The 18,621-nt window shown below is 63.0% G+C and carries 16 protein-coding genes; 12 read left to right on the forward strand and 4 right to left on the reverse strand.

The annotated features are described in order from the left end of the window. Positions 1-51 precede the first annotated feature (51 nt). Positions 52-1,305, forward strand: a complete 1,254-nt coding sequence (locus LT42_RS04780) for an MFS transporter (RefSeq protein WP_420806878.1) — start codon at positions 52-54, stop codon at positions 1,303-1,305. A 110-nt stretch (positions 1,306-1,415) separates the two neighbouring features. Continuing rightward, the gene (locus LT42_RS04785) at positions 1,416-2,354 is read left to right on the forward strand and encodes a class I SAM-dependent methyltransferase (protein ID WP_037010368.1); all 939 of its coding nucleotides are present in this window, start codon (positions 1,416-1,418) and stop codon (positions 2,352-2,354) included. Positions 2,355-3,313: 959 nt separating this feature from the next. Here the strand turns inward: LT42_RS04785 and LT42_RS04790 are convergent. Together LT42_RS04790 and LT42_RS04795 are read right to left on the reverse strand one after the other, a co-directional pair. Beyond that, entirely contained in the window at positions 3,314-4,933 is a 1,620-nt protein-coding gene (locus LT42_RS04790) for a methyl-accepting chemotaxis protein (RefSeq protein ID WP_037010369.1), read from the reverse strand. Between the two features lie 267 nt (positions 4,934-5,200). After that, complete coding sequence (locus LT42_RS04795; protein WP_037010370.1) at positions 5,201-6,037, reverse strand: IclR family transcriptional regulator; 837 nt, start codon at positions 6,035-6,037, stop codon at positions 5,201-5,203. Between the two features lie 247 nt (positions 6,038-6,284). On the opposite strand from LT42_RS04795, the gene LT42_RS04800 reads away from it, so the two are divergent. The 10 genes from LT42_RS04800 to moaA all read left to right on the forward strand — a co-directional run bounded on the left by LT42_RS04800 (position 6,285) and on the right by moaA (position 17,111). Next, the gene (locus LT42_RS04800) at positions 6,285-7,313 is read left to right on the forward strand and encodes an ABC transporter ATP-binding protein (protein ID WP_037010371.1); all 1,029 of its coding nucleotides are present in this window, start codon (positions 6,285-6,287) and stop codon (positions 7,311-7,313) included. Continuing rightward, on the forward strand, positions 7,310-8,173 hold the full coding sequence (locus LT42_RS04805; protein WP_037010372.1) for an ABC transporter permease: 864 nt from the start codon (positions 7,310-7,312) through the stop codon (positions 8,171-8,173). The genes LT42_RS04800 and LT42_RS04805 overlap by 4 nt, the downstream gene beginning before the upstream one ends. Positions 8,174-8,176: 3 nt before the next feature. Next, entirely contained in the window at positions 8,177-8,971 is a 795-nt protein-coding gene (locus tag LT42_RS04810) for an ABC transporter permease (protein ID WP_037010374.1), read from the forward strand. Between the two features lie 43 nt (positions 8,972-9,014). Then, positions 9,015-9,305, forward strand: a complete 291-nt coding sequence (locus LT42_RS04815; RefSeq protein ID WP_037010376.1) for a (2Fe-2S)-binding protein — start codon at positions 9,015-9,017, stop codon at positions 9,303-9,305. Next, positions 9,302-10,678, forward strand: coding sequence for an FAD/NAD(P)-dependent oxidoreductase (locus LT42_RS04820; protein ID WP_037010378.1), 1,377 nt, complete (start codon positions 9,302-9,304; stop codon positions 10,676-10,678). The genes LT42_RS04815 and LT42_RS04820 overlap by 4 nt, the downstream gene beginning before the upstream one ends. Next, on the forward strand, positions 10,675-11,883 hold the full coding sequence (locus LT42_RS04825) for an NAD(P)/FAD-dependent oxidoreductase (RefSeq protein WP_037010379.1): 1,209 nt from the start codon (positions 10,675-10,677) through the stop codon (positions 11,881-11,883). The genes LT42_RS04820 and LT42_RS04825 overlap by 4 nt, the downstream gene beginning before the upstream one ends. Next, positions 11,880-12,932 carry an ABC transporter substrate-binding protein gene (locus LT42_RS04830; RefSeq protein WP_037010381.1) on the forward strand — a complete coding sequence of 351 codons (1,053 nt, stop codon included), beginning with the start codon at positions 11,880-11,882 and terminating at the stop codon, positions 12,930-12,932. Before LT42_RS04825 ends, LT42_RS04830 begins: the two co-directional genes overlap by 4 nt. A 599-nt stretch (positions 12,933-13,531) precedes the next feature. Next, positions 13,532-14,902: a cation:proton antiporter gene (locus LT42_RS04835; RefSeq protein WP_037010383.1), complete on the forward strand. Its 1,371-nt coding sequence runs from the start codon at positions 13,532-13,534 to the stop codon at positions 14,900-14,902. A 306-nt stretch (positions 14,903-15,208) separates the two neighbouring features. Then, positions 15,209-16,036, forward strand: a complete 828-nt coding sequence (locus tag LT42_RS04840) for a formate/nitrite transporter family protein (protein WP_037010385.1) — start codon at positions 15,209-15,211, stop codon at positions 16,034-16,036. Positions 16,037-16,112: 76 nt separating this feature from the next. Beyond that, positions 16,113-17,111, forward strand: a complete 999-nt coding sequence (gene moaA, locus LT42_RS04845; RefSeq protein ID WP_037010387.1) for a GTP 3',8-cyclase MoaA — start codon at positions 16,113-16,115, stop codon at positions 17,109-17,111. Positions 17,112-17,160: 49 nt separating this feature from the next. Here the strand turns inward: moaA and LT42_RS04850 are convergent, their stop codons facing one another. Continuing rightward, positions 17,161-17,490 carry a thioredoxin family protein gene (locus LT42_RS04850; RefSeq protein WP_037010389.1) on the reverse strand — a complete coding sequence of 110 codons (330 nt, stop codon included), beginning with the start codon at positions 17,488-17,490 and terminating at the stop codon, positions 17,161-17,163. A 164-nt stretch (positions 17,491-17,654) separates the two neighbouring features. Then, a complete protein-coding gene (locus LT42_RS04855; RefSeq protein WP_037010390.1) occupies positions 17,655-18,476 on the reverse strand; it encodes an alpha/beta fold hydrolase in 822 nt (273 codons plus the stop codon). Positions 18,477-18,621: the final 145 nt, after the last annotated feature.

Genomic DNA, 18,621 nt, shown 5'->3' on the forward strand with positions numbered 1-18,621 from the left:
CGGGTCATTTGTCCATGCTGCAGCCGTTTCGCTTGTAGCGCGAACAGAGTGATGCCGACCTTGAGCAATCCGTCCGATGTGCGCAATAACCGTTCTCTGGACGGCCTGAACTTCTTCCTGGCGGATGTGCGTGACGGCCTGGGCCCGTACCTCGCGATCTATTTGCTGGCAGTACACAAGTGGGATCCGGCCAGCATCGGGCTGGTCATGACGCTGGCCGGCATCGCGGCACTGGTCACACAGACCCCGGCGGGTGCGCTGATTGACCGCACCCTCAGCAAGCGGCTCGTGGTCATCGTGGCCGCGTTGGCGGTGACCGCGGGTTGTCTGGTGCTGCCGTTCATTCACTCGTTCACCTGGGTAGCGATCACCCAGAGCATCAGTGCCATTGCCGGTTCCGTGTTTGCTCCGGCCATTGCTGCCATTTCCCTGGGCATCACCGGACCCAAGGCGTTCACTCGCCGAACCGGGCGCAACGAGACCTGGAATCATGCGGGCAATGCCTGCGCAGCCCTGCTGGCGGGGATTTTCTCCTGGCTGTACGGGCCGATCGCGGTGTTCTACCTGATGGCCTTTATGGCGCTGGCGAGCATCGTCGCGGTGGCGTTTGTCGATGCGTCCGCCATCGATCACGACGTGGCACGCGGTTTCGACCCCAGCCATGCCAATGGCCACGACCAACCGAGCGGCTGGTCGACGCTGCTGCATAATCGGCCACTGCTGGTGTTCGCCATTTGCTGCGGGCTGTTTCACCTGGCGAACGCGGCGATGCTGCCGCTGGTGAGTCAGAAGCTTTCACAGATCGATGTAAATCTGGCCACCCCGCTCACCTCGGCCTGTATCGTCGCGGCGCAGTTGGTCATGGTGCCCGTGGCCTGGCTGGTGGGCGCAAAGGCCGATGTGTGGGGGCGCAAACCACTGTTGCTGGCCGGGTTCATCTTTCTGCCGTTGCGCGGCGTGCTCTATGTGCTGTCTGACGACCCTTACTGGCTGGTCGCGGTGCAGTTGCTCGACGGCATCGGCGCGGGCGCGTTTGGCGCATTGATGCCGCTGGTGGTCAAAGACCTGACCCGCGGCACCGGGCGCTTCAACGTCAGCCTGGGCGCCATTTCGACAGTGTTCGGGCTGGGTGCGGCGCTGAGCAACGGGTTGGCCGGTCTTGTCGTGCGTGAAGCAGGCTACAGCGCGGCGTTTTTGACCCTGGCGGCGATTGCCGCCGTGGCCTTCGTGCTGCTGTGGCTGGCCGTGCCGGAAACCAGCGAACACGTGGCGGACGTGCAACCCCAGGGCGCGACGGCGACCTGAGGGCTGTGCTGGCCTGAGGCTTTTGCAGCGCGGGGGGATTTGGGCGGTGGCTCGGCGGGTAATTGCGTTTAGAATGCCGCCCTTTCCCGCTGCCGACCCGCCACCGTCCGATGAATGCTGAATCGCTTGACCTGCTTGACACCCTCCTTCTTAACGCGCTTGCTACCCCGCCTGCCGAAACCCGCCGCCTGTTCCACGGCCGCGGTCGTCGCTGGCCGGGGCTGGAGCAGCTGACCGTCGACTGGATGCAAGGCGTGGTACTCGTGTCGCTGTTCAAGGCGCCCGAGGATGAAGCACTCGCGGCGCTCAAGCGGCGTTTGCGCACCTTGATCGAATCGTCCGTCTGGCAGCAGTCCGGCGCGCATACGCTGCTGTTGCAGCACCGCTATCTGCCCGACAGCCACACCGAAGCGTTGCTCGGCACAGTGCAGGACGAGTGGACGCTGACCGAAGGCGGTCTGCGCTACCTCGTGGATTTTGGCAAGAAGCAGAACACCGGGCTGTTCCTCGACATGCGCTACGGCCGCGATTGGGTGCGCGCCAACGCCGCTGGCAAACGGGTGTTGAACCTCTTCGCCTATACCTGCGGGTTTTCGGTTGCAGCGATTGAGGGTGATGCGGATTTTGTGGTCAATCTGGACATGTCCCGCGCGGCACTGAGTCGAGGTCGGGACAACCACCGGTTGAATGGCCACGACCTGAGCAAAGTCACGTTTCTTGGGCACGAACTGTTCAAATCCTGGGGCAAGGTGAAAAGCACCGGGCCCTATGACCTGGTGATCATCGATCCTCCCTCGTTTCAGAAAGGCAGTTTTCTGCTGACCAAGGATTACCAGCGCGTGCTGCGCAAGTTGCCGGAGTTATTGACGGCCCAGGGCACGGTGTTGGCATGCATGAACGACCCGGCGCTGGGCGCGGACTTCCTCATCGAAGGCGTGACCCGCGAGGCGCCGGGTTTGCGGTTTGTCGAGCGGCTGGAAAATCCGCCGGAGTTCGCCGACATCGACCCGGATGGCGGCCTCAAGGCGTTGGTGTTTCGACAGCAGTGAGCCCGTGACGCTGGGTGGCACAACCTGGATCGCTGAATAATGCGGTCAGTTGTAGGAGCGCAGCATTCCGGCAGAGAGACCGTGGGACTGGGAATGCGGTCAGTTCCAGCAGCGCGCTTGCCCGCGAAAAATAGAACATCCCCCAGAACTGGGTCGACTGTACGCGCCATTCGCGAGCATCTCCCCGTTAGTCGGATGAAATTCCATTCCGTAGGAGCCGGCTTGCTGGCGAACCCGTCGTGTCAGTCGACGTCTATATCGCTGGTTGACCGGGTTCGCCAGCAAGCCGGCTCCTACAGGTTTTGTGCCGCGTTCGGGATCTGTGCCAGCCTGCGAATCAGCCTGAAACAGCCAGGCACACCACCGTCAATCGAATGAAATCCCCTCCTAATAAGACCGGCTCCTACACCGGCAGCGTTCCGCCAGAGACCGTGCAATTGAAGAAACGCGATCTATTCTAGGAGCGCGCTTGCCCGCGAAAAATAGAACATCCCCCAAAGCTGTGTCGGCTGTACGCGCCATTCGCGGGCACCTCCCCGTTAGTCGGATGAAATCCCATTCTTCAGGAGCCGGCTTGCTGGCGAACCCGTCGTGTCAGTCGACGTCTATATAGCTGGTTGACCGGGTTCGCCAGCAAGCCGGCTCCTACAGGTTTTGTGCCGCGTTCGGGATCTGTGCCAGCCTGCGAATCAGGCTGAAGCAACCAGGCACACCACCCCGTCTCCCCTCCCAATAAGAACCGCTCTGAACTGGCAGCGTTCCGGCAGAGACCGTCTGACTGGGAATGCGGTCAGTTCCAGGAGCGCGCTTGCCCGCGAAAAATAGAACATCCCCCAGAGCTGTGTCGGCCGTACGAGCCATTCGCGGGCAAGCGCGCTCCTACAGCAACGGCGTTCCGGCAGAGAGATACCGATCGTACCCGCGCCGCGTGGGAACGATCATTATCTGAAGCCTGACGCTTACGCGCTCAACCGCGAGATCACATCATTAAGCCCCACCGACAGCACATGCAGATCCTGGCTGGCGGTTTGCGTGCGCTGGACGTTGCTCTGGTTGGTGGTGGCGATGGCGGTGATTTCCGTGAGGTTGCGCGAGATGTCTTCGGCGACCGACGTCTGCTCCTCCGCCGCGGTGGCGATCTGGCGGTTCATGTCGCGGATCGCTTCGACGGACGAAGTGATGCGCTGCAGTGAGGCACCTGCCAGTGCGACTTGATCGACGCTTTCCTGGCTTCGCGCCTGGCCGCTCTCGATGGCCTGGGCAGCGTCCACCGCGCCTGTTTGCACCGAATTGATGATCTGATTGATCTCTGCAGTGGAGGCCGCGGTGCGTTGCGCCAGCGTGCGTACTTCGTCGGCGACCACGGCAAAGCCACGGCCTGCATCACCCGCCCGTGCGGCCTCGATCGCGGCGTTCAGCGCCAGCAGGTTGGTCTGCTCGGCGATGCCGCGAATCACTTCCAGGACCTTGCCGATGCGCCCGCTGTCCGCTTCGAGACGACGAATCACGTCGGCCGTGTTGCTGATCTCCGTGCGCATCTGGGTGATGGCGGTGATCGTCGCGCCCATGACCTTGCTGCCGTCCTGCGAGCTGCGGTCCGCTTCGTCGGCGGCCTGAGCAGCCTGCGCCGCATGGCGAGCAACTTCCTGGGCGGTAGCGGACATTTCGGTCATCGCCGTCGCCACTTGATCAGTGCGTTCGAACTGTTCGTGGGTGCCCTGAGCCATCAGCGCCGCAATGGCTTTGAGCTCGCCGCCGGCACTGTCCAGATCGGTGGTGCTGCGCTTGAGACGGGTGAAGGTGTCGGCGAGGAAATCGCGCAGCGTATTGGCTGCAATGGCGAGTCGCCCCAGCTCGTCCTGACGGGTGACGTTGACGCGTTCACTGAAGCGTCCCTGGCTCAGCTGCGCCACGTACTCGATCAGCATGGTGATCGGTCCGACGATGTTGCGGTTGACCATCCACAGCGTCAGCACGCCCACCAGCAACGCCGACGCCAGCATCACCAGCGTGCCGACGAGGATGGTCTGATCGGCCGTGCTGCTGATGACCTTCGATTGAGCGTCGCTCTGCTTGCGCAGGCCCTCAACCAACCCGTTCATCTGTTCACTGGCGGCGCGGTCAACGCCCTTCACCGCCAGGTCGCCGGCGACCGGGTCGCCACCCGAGGCGACGTACGCATCACGGCCTTTGCGGTACGCGCCACCGAGATTGCGGTGCTCGTCGCGAAGGGTATCGACTTGGGCTTTAGTGACCGCATCCAGGCCATTCATGGCGCTCAAACGACCGAGGGTGTCCTGAACCTGACGCTCCTGATCTTCAAACTGCGACCAGAATTTATCGCGGTCGGCGGGCTGCTTGCCGCGCAACAGCACGTTCTTCCATTCCTGCACTTGCACCTTGAATTGCAGGTTGGCCTGATCGACCAGTTGCGACGCCTGCAGCGGGCCTTCGAGCAAGCCGCGGTAGGCATGCACGTTGCTGGACAGGAACTGGAAACAGGCAAGGGCGATGAGCACGACCAGTACAAGGCTGCCGGTGAGCAGCGCGAGGATCTGCAATCTGAGGGATTTCGACATACGGGACATCTCAAAAGGGAGGGCAACCTGCTCCGGGATCGCCGGAGTTTTAGTGAAGGCTGGTCACGTCCCTGTGCCGTCGTCTCGGAGCGTTCCGAAAGCAAGGCGCCTGCCTAAACTGCTTCGACACCGCGAGGGGCTTCTTGAATAATGGCCAAGTGCAACCGACGGACGGCCGAAAAGCGTCAATGCGACGTCATTCAGCCACGTGAACGCTTTGTCGGCACGCCCAGGGGGCTTTGCAGAACTCCCTTTGGCAGTGTCAGGTCACTCGCGCTGGCCGAACACTTGGGAGGGTCGTCGCAGTACCGGATCGAACGGGTTGATTTTGTGGCTGATGGTGGCGGCTTCGCGCTTGAGCATCTCCACGACGGTGGGCATGCGGTCGCCATTGAGGCGGTCGCTGATGGTCGCGACGCTCAGGGCGGCCACTGCCCGGCCGTCGCGGTCAAGGATCGGCACCGCCAGACCGGCCATGCCTTCGAGCACGCCGGTGTTGCGCGCGGCGTAACCGCTTCGGCGAACGGTGTCGATTTCCGAGCGCAGCATCACCTCGTCGTACAGGTGAAAGTCGCGGAGGCGCGGCAGGTTGTAGCGGATCACGGTTTCGCGCTCCTCCTCCGGCAGAAACGCCAGAATCGCCAGGCTGCCCTGCCCCACGCCCAACGCCACGCGCCCGCCGATATCGCCGGTGAAGGTGCGAATCGGGTATGGCCCTTCGCTGCGGTCCAGGCACACGGCATCAAAACCGCTGCGGGCCAGCAGAAACAGCGAGTCTCCCAGCGAGGCCGACAGACGCAGCAAGCTGGGCCGCACCACATCGCGCAAGTTACCGGACTGCCCGGCGCGCGCGGCCAGGGCAAAGAATTCCAGGCTCAAGCGGTAGCGCTTGCTGCGCACATCCTGCTCGACCATGCCCTCTTCCATCAGGCTGCGCAGCAATCGGTGAGTGGTCGGCTGCGACAGCCCGACCTGCTGCGCCAGTTGCGTCACGCGCTCGCTCCCGTCGGGGCACTCACCCAGCGCCCGAAGCACTGCAAACAGGCGCGAGACTGCGCCCACTCCCGTTTCTTTGGCGTTGTCGTTCCGCTCAGTGGAATTCATACGATGCTTATTCCTATTCCATTTCAGTCAGCGGATGAATCCGAAAAAACTACTCGCTCAATGAAATTGCTCGTTGAGCGCATCCTAGTCTTGGGCCTAGGATCAGTCCACAGGGCGATTTGAATAACAGCGGCAGCCGACTCCGATCGAGCGCCAGCGTCCACGGCCACACGCAGCACTTCTCTTCGCATCTGCCCATAAAAAACGCATGCCATCGGCATGCACGAAAAAAAGGTGGAACGCAGCCATGGCTTTTCTTCAACTTCAGGCGCTGGGCAAACGCTACGGCGCCGTCGATGCAGTCGTTGCCACTGACCTCTCGGTGGAGCAAGGCGAATTCGTCTCCCTGCTCGGCCCCTCCGGCTGCGGCAAAACCACCACCCTGCAAATGATCGCGGGCTTCGTCGATGTCAGCGCCGGCCGCATCCTGCTGGATGGCCGCGACATCACTCACGCCAAGCCCGCCAGCCGCGGACTGGGCGTAGTGTTTCAGTCCTACGCGCTGTTCCCGCACATGAGCGTGCGTGACAACGTTGCCTTCGGCCTGAAGATGCGCAAGGTTTCCTCTGCCGACATCGAGCGCCGCGTCACCCGCGTGCTGGACCTGGTGCGCCTGACCCCGCATGCCGAGCGTTATCCGCGCGAGTTGTCCGGCGGCCAGCGGCAGCGAGTCGCCCTGGCCCGCGCGCTGGTCATCGAGCCGCCCGTGCTGCTGCTCGATGAGCTCCTTTCCAACCTCGACGCCAATCTGCGCGAAGAAATGCAGTTCGAGATTCGCCGCATCCAGCGCGAAGTCGGCATCACCACACTGATGGTCACTCACGATCAGGCCGAAGCCCTGTCGATCAGCGATCGCGTGGTGGTCATGCAGGCCGGGCGCATTACCCAGATCGACGAGCCCTACAAGCTCTACGAACACCCGCGCACCCGTTTCATTTCAGGCTTCGTCGGCAAAGCCAATCTGCTGCGCGGTGACCGTGATGCCAGCGGTGCGGCCCAGGTCCGGCATGCCTCAGGCGATGGCGAACTGGTGCTGAGCCTGCGCCCGGAGAAGATCGATCTGGTCCCCGCAGGCAGCGGCCGGTTGCAAGGCACCATCGTCACGCGTTACTTCCTCGGCAGCCAGTGGCTGTACCGGATCGAAACCGCCATCGGCGACATCACCGTGGTGCGCCGCAACGACGGCGACGCGCCCATGAACGAGGGCTTCACCGTGGGCCTGGACTGGCCGTCCGAGCTGCTGCGCGTGCTCACCGTCGATGAGGTGCCGGCATGAGCGTGCTGCGCGACACCGGGCGCGGTTACCTGCTGTCAGCCCCGGCGCTGGCGCTGTTTCTAGGGTTGCTGGTGCTGCCGTTGCTGCTGACGCTGGTGCTGTCGTTCAACGTGTTTGACTACGAAGTCGGGGTCAAGGGCGGCGAATGGACGCTGGCGCAGTACCTGAATCTGGTCACCGATTCGTATTTCTACGAGATCTTCCTGCGGACCTTCTGGATCAGCGCATTGGTGACGCTGCTGTGCGTGGTGATCGGTGTACCCGAGGCCTACATCCTCAGTCGCATGGGCACGCCGTGGCGTTCGATTTTCCTGATCCTGATTCTCACGCCGCTGCTGATTTCCGTGGTGGTGCGGGCGTTCGGATGGAGCCTGCTGCTGGGCGCCGACGGCTTGATCAATCAGGCGATCCAGGCCCTCGGCGGGCGCCCGATCAAGATGCTCTACACGCCGTTCGCAGTGATCCTGGCGCTGGTCCACGTGATGCTGCCATTCATGATCATTCCGGTGTGGACCTCGCTGCAAAAGCTCGACGCGTCTGCCGAGCAGGCCGCGCTGTCCCTCGGCGCCACACAGGCGAAGGTGATGCGCATGGTGGTGCTGCCGCAAGTGATGCCGGGCGTGCTGTCGGGGACGTTGATCGTATTCGGTTTGTCGGCCAGCTCGTTTGCGATCCCCGGCCTGCTCGGCGGTCGTCGACTGAAAATGGTCGCCACCGTGGTCTACGACCAATACCTCTCCGAGTTGAACTGGCCCATGGGCGCGGCGATTGCGGTGGCGCTGCTGCTGGTCAACCTGCTGGTGATGCTGTCGTGGAACCGGCTGGTCGAAGGCCGCTATAAAAAATCCCTGGGGGAATGAGCGATGTCCAAGAACGGTCCTCTGGCCCTGTCGTTTCATGCCCTGGTGGTGGTGTTCATGCTGGCGCCGCTGGTGGTGGTGTGCCTGGTGGCGTTCACTCCGGAAAACACCCTCAGCTTGCCCTGGCACGGGTTTTCCCTGCGCTGGTTCAGGGCGGTGTTCGAACGCGCCGACTTCATTCAATCCTTTTACAACAGCCTGATTCTGGCGGTGGTCGCCGCCACGCTGGCGACGTTGATCGCGGTGCCGGCGGCGTTGGCGATCACCCGTTATCGCTTCCCGGGTCGCGACTTCCTCAACGGTCTGTTCCTCTCGCCCATCATCATTCCTCACCTGGTGCTGGGCGTGGCCATGCTGCGTCTGTTTGCGCTGATGGGGGTGAACGGCAGTTTCGTCTGGCTGATGTTTGCCCACGTCGTGGTCATCACGCCCTACGTGCTGCGGCTGGTGATTGCGGCGTCCATCGGCATGGACCGCAGCGCCGAGCAGGCCGCCGAGTCCCTGGGTGCCAGCCGTTTCACGCTGTTCCGCCTGATCACCCTGCCCATGATCCTCCCGGGGGTTGCAGGCGGCTGGCTGCTGGCGTTCATCAACAGCTTCGACGAAGTCACGCTGTCGATCTTCGTCACCTCGCCCTCGACCCAGACCCTGCCGGTGCGCATGTACGTCTATGCCACCGAATCCATCGACCCGATGATGGCGGCGGTGTCCGCACTGGTCATCGCCTTGACCGCGGCCACCATGATCATCCTCGACCGGGTCTACGGGCTGGATCGGGTCCTGGTGGGGAGGCATTGATGAGACTTCCGCTGACCTGCATTTGCCCCACGGAGCGCGCGCCATGGCTTTATTGAGACGACTGGCGGAGCGTGATCGCCCTGCGCTGGGTTTCACCCTCGACGGGCAACCGGCCAGTGGCTTGCTGGGCGATACGCTGCTCACGGCGGTATTGACGGCTGAGGACTCGCTGCGCGGCAGCGACTTCAGTGGCGAGCCCCGTGCCGGGTTTTGCCTGATGGGTGCCTGCCAGGACTGCTGGGTCAAACTGGGTGACGGCCGCCGGGTGCGTGCCTGCTCGACGCCGCTGGAAGCCGACATGTGCGTGAACCGCGAACCGGGACGGCGCTTATGAACACGCCAACCCCGCACGCTGCGAGCACGGTCATCATTGGCGCTGGCCCCGCCGGGATTCGCGCGGCACAAACCCTCGTGGCCCACGGCCTGCGCCCCTGTCTGGTGGACGAAGGCCTGCGCGGCGGCGGGCAGATCTACCGCCGCCAACCGGAGAATTTCAAACGTTCGGCCAAGGCGTTGTATGGCTTCGAGGCCGCCAAGGCCCAGGCCGTCCACGCCACGCTGGACCAGTTGCGGGCCGACATCGACTACCGCCCCGAAACCTTGGTGTGGAACGCCGAAGCGCGCGTTCTCGATACGTTGTGCAATGGCCGCGCCGGGCAAATCCCCTTCAAACACCTGCTGGTTGCCACCGGCGCCACCGACCGTATTCTGCCAGTGCCCGGCTGGACGTTGCCGGGGGTCTACAGCCTCGGTGCGGCGCAAATCGCCCTGAAATTTCAGGGTTGTTCGATCGGCCAGCGGGTGGTGCTCGCTGGCAGCGGACCGCTTCTGTATCTGGTGGCGTATCAGTACGCCAAGGCCGGCGCGAGCGTGGCTGCGGTACTCGACAGTTCGCCCTTCTCCGCGCAGACCCGCGCCCTGCCCGCGCTGCTTGGGCAACCCGCGACGCTTGCCAAGGGTATTTACTATCGAAGCTGGCTGACCGCCCACGGCATTGCGGTGCATCAAGGCGCGCAGTTACAGGAAATCGAGGGGCAACGTCGAGTTAGCGGCGTCACTTGGCAACAAGGCGGCCAGCGCAAAAGCCTCGCCTGCGACGCCGTGGCGTTCGCCCACGCCCTGCGCAGCGAAACACAACTGGCCGACCTGCTGGGCTGTGAATTCACCTGGAGCGGGTTGAACCGCGCCTGGCTGCCGAGCCGCGACGGGGCTGGCCGCAGCAGTGTCGAAGGGGTTTATCTGGCCGGTGATGGCGCCGGGATCATGGGCGCGGACGCCGCTGAACTGGCCGGTGAACTGGCGGCTCTGACCCTGCTCAGTGATATCGGCCAGCGCATCGACCGGGCCCGCAGCGTTGAATTGCAGAGACAACTGGAGGCGATTCAGCGCTTTCGCCAGGGCTTGGAAACTGCCTTTCCATTCCCCGAAGACTGGGCCGCCAAGGCGCCAGACACCCTCATGGTGTGCCGCTGCGAAGAAGTCAGTGCCGGCGACATCCGCCAGACCGTGGCCGAAGGTCACTGGGAGATCAACCGGGTCAAGGCCATGTGCCGCGTCGGCATGGGCCGCTGCCAGGGTCGCATGTGCGGATTGGCCGCGACAGAGATCGTTGCGCACGCGTCCGGCCGCGATATCGCCAGCGTGGGTCGGCTGCGGGGGCAGGCGCCGATCAAGCCAATCCCGTTTGGTGTGGAGGCCGAACAATGAGCCAGCCGACAGAAGTGGATGCAGTTGTCATCGGCGGGGGCATTGTCGGTGCCTCGGCTGCGCTGTTCCTGGCCCTGAGGGGAAAACGCGTGGCACTGCTGGAGCGTGACTTTTTCGGTTCGCACTCCAGCGGCGTCAATTATGGCGGCGTGCGCCGTCAGGGCCGTCCGCTGTCGCAACTGCCGTTGTCCCAGCGCGCCCACGAAATCTGGGGCGACTTGCGCGCTTTTATTGGCACCGATGGCGAATACGTGCGCTCCGGCCACCTCAAGCTGGCGCGCAGTGACAAGGACATGGCCTCGCTGGCCGCTTATGAACAGGCCACTCGCGGGTTTGGCCTGGATTTGCAGCTGCTTGACCACCGCCAGTTGCGCGCGCGTTTTCCCTGGGCGGGGGATGTGGCGGTCGGTGCGTCTCTGTGCGCCGATGACGGTCATGCCAATCCTCGCCTGGTCTCGCCCGCTTTCGCGTTTGCCGCGCGCCGCGCCGGTGCGCAGACTTTCGAGCAGGCGCACGTCACTCAGGTCAGCCACGATGGCCAAGCTTTTGTGGTGCAGACCGCCAACGCTCAACGCTTTTGTGCGCCGTGGCTGCTGAACTGCGCCGGCGCGTGGGCCGCGCAACTGGCTCAACAGTTCGGCGAGCCGGTGCCCATGCGCGCGGGGCATCCGGCGATGCTGGTGACCGAGCCGCTGCCGATGTTCATGGACGTCAGCACCGGCGTCGAAGGCGGCGGGATCTATGCGCGCCAGGTGGCCCGAGGCAATTGCGTATTGGGCGGTGGCCAGGGATTTGCGCTGGACCCCGCCACGGCGCGTCCCGGTCAGGCGGCCATTCTTGAGATCTTGCGAAACGCCGCGGAGTTATACCCTCCGCTGGCCGGTGCGCAGGCCATCCGTACCTGGAGCGGCACCGAAGGCTATTTGCCTGACCGCGAACCGGTGCTGGGTGCCAGTTCTACCCAGCCGGGGCTGTTGCATGGCTTTGGCTTCGCCGGATCGGGTTTTCAGATCGGGCCCGCGGCGGGGGAAGCATTGGCGCAAACAGTCTGCACCGGGGCGTCGAGCATCGACCTGACCGCGTTTTCGATTCAGCGTTTTCAATCACAACCTCAGCCGCAACCGCAACTTCAACTGCCCGCCACCGCCGTGCGTTCCGGCACGGACAACGTCATTCCATTGCTCAGAGGAAGGTCGAACCCATGACTCAGATGAAACGTTTTGCCCTGACCGGCGCGTCCTGCCTGCCGCTCGCCCTGCTGCTCGGGTCTCTGCCGGCCCAGGCCGAGCCGACCCTGTATCTGGGCATGAACGGCGGCACCATGGAACGCCTGTATGCCGACCATGTGTTGCCAGCGTTCGAGAAAGCCAACAACGTCAAGGTGGTCATCGTGCCCGGCACGTCTTCGGACATCCTCGCCAAGGCCCAGGCCAGCAAGGACAATCCGCAGATGCACGTGATGTTTCTCGACGACGGCATCATGTACCGGGCGATTTCCATGGGCCTGTGCGGCAAGCTGAACCCGAGCGCCGCGCTGGCGGACATTCCGGCCAAGGGCAAGATCAAGGAAGAAGCGGTGGCGGTGAGCCTTGGCGTCACCGGGCTGGCTTACAACAGCAAGATGTTCCAGGAAAACGGCTGGAGCGCGCCGACGTCCTGGGCCGATATGGCAGACAAGCGCTATAAGGAGAAGCTGGTGTTCCAGTCACTCGCCTCCTCGACGTTCGGGCTGCACGGATTCCTGATGTTCAACCGGCTGCAGGGCGGCGACGAGACCAATGTCGAGCCGGGCTTCAAGGCGTGGCCGAAGACGGTCGGGCCCAACGTGCTTGAGTACATTGCCAGCTCGGCGAAGATTTCTGAAATGGTGCAGACCGGGGAAGCGGCCTTGTTCCCCCTGACACCGACCCAGGTCACGGCGCTCAAACTCAAAGGCGTCCCGGTGGAGTACGCGCCGCCGAAGGAAGGCGCCGTGGTGCTCAACGTCGCCGAATGCACGATTGCCAACAACGATCAGCCGGAACTGGCGCAGAAACTGGCGGCCTTTCTCCTGACCCCGGAAGCTCAGGCGCCAGCGCTGGAAATGGGCGACCAGATCCCGTCCAACCCCAAGACCCCGACCACCGACAAGACCCGCGGTCAGGTTGAGGCGATGAACAAGTACCTGGAAACCGCCGTCACCATAGATTGGGACCAGGTCAACCAGGTCCGGCCGGAGTGGAACGCGCGCTGGAGCCGCACCATCGAGCGGTAGGACGGGCAGTTTGCGCGGAACCCGGCGTGCGCAGTAGTCAGTGGTGTGCTGATCGTCCCCAACGGCCTCTTCCCGGCTGAAGCCGGTCCCACAAGGGTCCGCGTCGCTGGCTGATCGTCCCCACGCTCCGCGTGGGAATGCCGCCCGGGACGCTCCGCGTCAATCGCTCTGACGCAGAGCGTCAGCAAATGCATTCCCACGCAGAGCGTGGGAACGATCGCAAGCACATGCGTGCCCCGTACGATCAGTTGTTCAGACCCCGCGCTGTCGCGCAGGCAACACAGTCCCTGTGGGACCGGCTTCAGCCGGGAAAGCGTCGGATGTTCCGCCGCAGATGGATAGCGTACTCAAGGGCCTCTTCCCGGCTGAAGCCGGTACCACAATGGTTGGCGTCGTTCCGCAACGCTGTAACCTATAAGCCGGTAGCCTGTAAGCCTGTAAGCCTGTAAGCCTGTAAGCCGGTACGCCGATAAGTCCGTAGGGCCTTAAGCCGGGAATCCTGAGCGCCGCTGACGGGCTCAATCCCACATCCGTTCCAACTATCACCGCCTCGTACAGTCACACAGTCATTCCCGCCCATTGACTGATGACGAATCCGGATGAGTTTCATTCTTTGCATGACCGTCTTCGGTGTCCTGCTGATGCTGCTGGCACTGACTTCTTCCTACCTGCGCTGGCTGCCGGTGACCACCTCGGCGGTGTGTCTGGCGTTTGGCGCGGCGATTGGCCCGTGGGGCCTGGACATCGCGCAGCTGGATGTGCGCGACGCGCGCCACTGGCTTGAACGGCTGACTGAAATTGCCGTGTTGTTTTCACTGTTCAACACCGGCATCAAGCTGCGTCTCCCACTGCACCGGGGCGCCTGGTATTCAGCGTATCTGCTGGCCGGGCCAGTGATGCTGGCGACCATTGCCGGCGTCAGTCTGGTCGCGCACTACTGGCTTGAGCTGTCATGGCCGATCTCACTGTTGCTCGGCGCAATGCTCTCGCCCACCGACCCGGTGCTGGCCGGGCTGGTACAGGTCAACAGCGCCCAGGATCTGGACCGGGTGCGCTTCGGCCTGTCCGGCGAGGCCGGGCTCAACGATGGCACGGCGTTTCCGTTCGTGATCTTCGCCTTGATGTTCATCACCCATGGCTTCTCGGATTTCAACTGGACCCAGGCCTGGCTGCTGAAGAACATCATCTGGGGCGTGCCGCTCGGATTGCTGCTCGGCTATGGACTCGGCCGCGGCGTCGGCCACTTGATGATCTACCTGCGCATCAAGAACGCCGACAGTACCCAGTCGCCCAATGACTTTCTTGCCCTCGCGCTGATCGCCATCGCCTACGTGACCGCCGAAGGCCTTGGCGCCTACGGGTTTCTGGCGGTGTTCGCGGCCGGCATCGGCTTGCGCCATGCCGAGGTCAAGACCACGCAGTCAGAGGTCCCGGCCGAGCATGTGGCCATTCCTGTACTGGGCCACACCCACAGCGATCCCGAGTCGGCCATCATGGGTGATCGCGAATCGCTGTCGGACAGCCAGCTGGCGGCCGGGGTAATGATGGGCGACATGATGGTCTTCGGCAGCCTGGTGGAGCGCGCCATGGAAGTGTTGCTGATCACGCTGCTGGGCGCCGCACTCGCCACCTACTGGGACTGGCGCGCTGTCGGGTTGGGTCTGGCATTGTTCTGCATCATCAGACCGCTAAGCGTGTGGCTGATGATCAGCGGACGCCTGCTGACTCGGCCGCAGAAGGCACTGGTCGGCTGGTTCGGCATTCGCGGCATCGGCACCCTCTATTACCTGTGCTACGCGCTCACCCACGGCTTGCCGGCCGAAGCGGTACACACCACCATCAGTCTGACGCTCTCGGTGGTGGCGCTGAGTATTCTGGTACACGGCATCAGCATTCAGCCGCTGTTGGAGTGGTACGAGCGCAGCATCGCCGGTGACGCAGAGGCTGAAAAGACCGACCGGGCGGACTGACTGGGTTTCAAAATCTCATCCGCTTCAGCTGGCATAGCCGCGTGATAGACAGTGTCGATGAAGCCATCAGAACAAGCGATTGGACGCTACAGACCCCGATCGGTAGCGTGCTCACTAATTGATCGGGTCTTTTGGGCGCCTTCTGTCCTGCGGTTTAACGTCGCAGCGGCGCGCTCATCGGCGATCGGCGCCGTGTCGGCTGACACCTTCGCGCAACAAGACTGGATGCTTGAACCCCTCCTTCATTACCGCGTCGCTGGCTCAGACAGTCGCGACGCCGTTCATTGCGTGCGAGCCCGGAAGCCTATGTCCATCAATACTCCCCAGCAGATCGCCGAGATCACCATCGAAGCCGGCGTGAAGAAGTCTCACATGGCCACTCCGGCGATTCTGGTGCTGGGTTTTCTGGCTGGCGCGTTCATCGCCCTGGGCTTTTTGCTGGACATCCACGTCAGCACCATGATCCCGACGCAATGGGCCTCGCTGGGTAACCTGCTGGGCGCTGCCGTATTCCCGATTGGCCTGATTCTGGTCATTCTGGCCGGTGGCGAGCTGCTGACCGGCAATATGATGAGCCTGCCAACGGCCATGTTCGCCCGGCGCATCCCGTTATCGGCGGTGGTCCGCAACTGGGCGCTGGTGACGTTGGCCAACCTGCTCGGCGCGCTGTTCGTCGCTTATTTCTTTGGTCACGTCCTGGGCCTGACCGAAGGGGCCTATCTGGCAAAAACCCTGGCCATCGCCAAAGCCAAGGCCAGCGCTGACTTTTCGCAGGCCTTTATTTCCGGCATTGGCTGCAACTGGCTGGTGTGTCTGGCGGTCTGGTTGTCATATGCGAGCAAGGACGTCACCGGCAAGATCCTTGGCATGTGGTTCCCGATCATGGCCTTCGTCGCCATCGGCTTTCAGCACGTGGTCGCCAACATGTTCGTGATCCCGGCGGGGATTTTTGCCGATGCCCTGAGCTGGACCGATTTCGTCGAAAACTTCGTCGCGGTGTTCCTGGGCAACGCCGTGGGGGGTGCAATTTTCGTCGGGCTCGCGTATTACGTGTCCTATTCCAAAGCCATTCAGGCTTCGGCCACCGGCGCCCAGGCGGCGGTCATCGAACCACAGGCTGCCGGGAAGATTTAACGCCGTACTCGCGGGCCGTCTATGCAGATGGCTCGCGCGCTGTTTCTGCCACGCAACACGCTGTCGAGAGGAAGTAATGTCAGATCGAGTCCTGATGGACAGCTATTCACGCAAGGTTGATTACGTCCGCCTGTCGGTCACTGATCGCTGTGATTTCCGCTGCGTGTATTGCATGGCCGAGGAAATGACCTTCCTGCCGCGTCAGCAGATCCTCTCTCTCGAAGAAATCCATCAAGTGGCCGAGCGCTTCGTTGCGCTGGGCACCAAAAAGATTCGCCTCACCGGCGGTGAGCCGCTGGTGCGTTCCGGTATCGTCGGATTGTGCCGCAGCATCGCCGCCCTGCCCGGCCTGCGCGAACTGTGCATGACCACCAACGGCTCGCAACTCGACAAGCTCGCGGTGCCATTGTTCGAAGCCGGCCTCAAGCGCCTGAACATCAGCCTGGACAGCCTTGACCCTGCGCGTTTCAAGGAACTGACCCGCACCGGTGACCTGAGCAAGGTCATTGCCGGGATCGACGCCGCCAACGCGGCAGGCTTTCAGCGCACCAAACTGAACTGCGTGGTGATGCAGGGGCGCAACGATCACGAGATCAACGACCTGGTGGCCTTCGCGATTGATCGCGGCGTCGACATCACCTTCATCGAAGAAATGCCACTGGGGGTTATAAGCGAGCACAGCCGCGCCGAGTCGTTCTTCTCCAGTGAGCAGGTGCGCGAGCGTATCGCCGAGCGCTACACCCTGGTGCACTCCACCGAGTCGACTTCCGGGCCGTCGCGCTACTGGCGGGTGGCCGAGGCGCCGAATATCCGCATCGGCTTTATCTCGCCCCACAGCCACAACTTCTGCGCAACCTGTAATCGAGTGCGCGTCACGGTCGAGGGCCGCCTGCTGTTGTGCCTGGGCAACGAACACTCGGCGGATCTCAAAGCCGTGCTGCGGGCCAACCCCGGGCAACCGGAGAAGCTGGAAAACGCCATCGTTAACGCCATGCAGCTCAAGCCGTGGAAGCACAACTTCGAGCTCAACGACGATGTGCAAGTGGTGCGCTTCATGAACATGACCGGGGGCTGAGGGCTTCCTGAAGCTCCCCCCCGCTCAGGCGCAGCTGAACCGTCGCGCCCTAGCCTTCCTGCACCAGGGTTTCAAACGCTTCTTCAAGGTCGCTTCCGCGAGTGGGCCTGACCAATCTCAACACTTCCTGCCCGTCACGCATCCACACCAGCGTGGGCCACAGCTTCACTCTGAACGAACGCCCCAATTGGCGACCGCTGCCATCTTCGATCTTGATGTGCCGCACCTGCGGGTAATCGGCGGCGACCTTCTCGATCAACGGCTGCGCCGCGGTGCAGTGCCCGCACCAGTTGGTGCCGAAGTCGACCACGACGCAACCGGGCATGGCATCCAGTTCGGCGCGCGACAGGGTTTCGGGGAGATAGGGTTCGGTGGGCATGGCGGTGCTCTCTCTCTCTGCCAGGACGATGTTGTCAGTCTAGCGACGCGTGTTGCCGATGGGTATCGCCAGCACGCTTGAGTTTGCAGGCCGGCATCCTGGTTGGCCAGGCATCGGTGTGCCGACGGTTACCGCAACCGTCGGCACACGCCCTTACAAGCGGGTCAGCCCTGGATGAAGCCCAGCAGGATTTCGTTGATCTCTTCATGCTGCACGGTGCACATGCCGTGGGAGCCGCCTTTGACGACGTGCAGGGTCGAGCCTTTGACCAACTCGTGGCTCTTGTAGCCAGACGCGGCAATCGGCACGATCTGGTCGTCGTCGCCATGCAGGATCAGAGTCGGCACGTCGATTTTTTTCAGGTCTTCGGTGAAGTCGGTTTCCGAGAAGGCCTTGATGCAGTCGAACTCGCCCTTGACGCTGCCGAGCATGCCGATGGACCAGAACGAGTCGATGGCGCCCTGTGAGGTTTTCGCGCCGTCGCGGTTGAAGCCGAAGAACGGAACGGCGAGGTCCTTGAAGAATTGCGAGCGGTCGGCGGTGAAGCCGGCGCGGATGCCATCGAAGACGTCCATCGGCAAGCCTTCGGGGTTGGCCGCGGTTTTCAGCATGATCGGCGGTACGGCGCCAATCAGCACGGCTTTGGCGACGCGGGCAGTGCCATGGCGGCCGATGTAGCGGGCGACTTCGCCGCCGCCGGTGGAGTGGCCGATCATGATGGCGTCGTTGAGGTCCAGCGCTTCGAACAGTTCGGCGAGGTCGTCGGCATAGGTGTCCATGTCGTTGCCTTCCCAGGTCTGGCCGGAGCGACCGTGGCCGCGGCGGTCGTGGGCGATGACGCGGTAGCCTTTCTGGCCGAGGAAGAGCATTTGCGCATCCCATGCGTCGCCGTCGAGCGGCCAGCCATGGGAGAAGACGATCGGCTGGCCGGTGCCCCAGTCTTTGTAGAAGAGTTCGGTGCCGTCTTTCAGGGTCAGGGTGGACATGGGGCGCAATCCTCAAGAGGGGGTTTGGGGGAAGGTTGAGCGTAGTCGGTGATTCAGATGCTGGATTGCTGATATGTGCTTGTTTGCGTATGGCAGGGTCTGAGGCAAACCAAGATCTACAGCTAGATCAATATCTACAGCTAGA

The sequence above is a fragment of the Pseudomonas lutea genome, assembly GCF_000759445.1.
GTDB lineage: Bacteria > Pseudomonadota > Gammaproteobacteria > Pseudomonadales > Pseudomonadaceae > Aquipseudomonas > Aquipseudomonas lutea.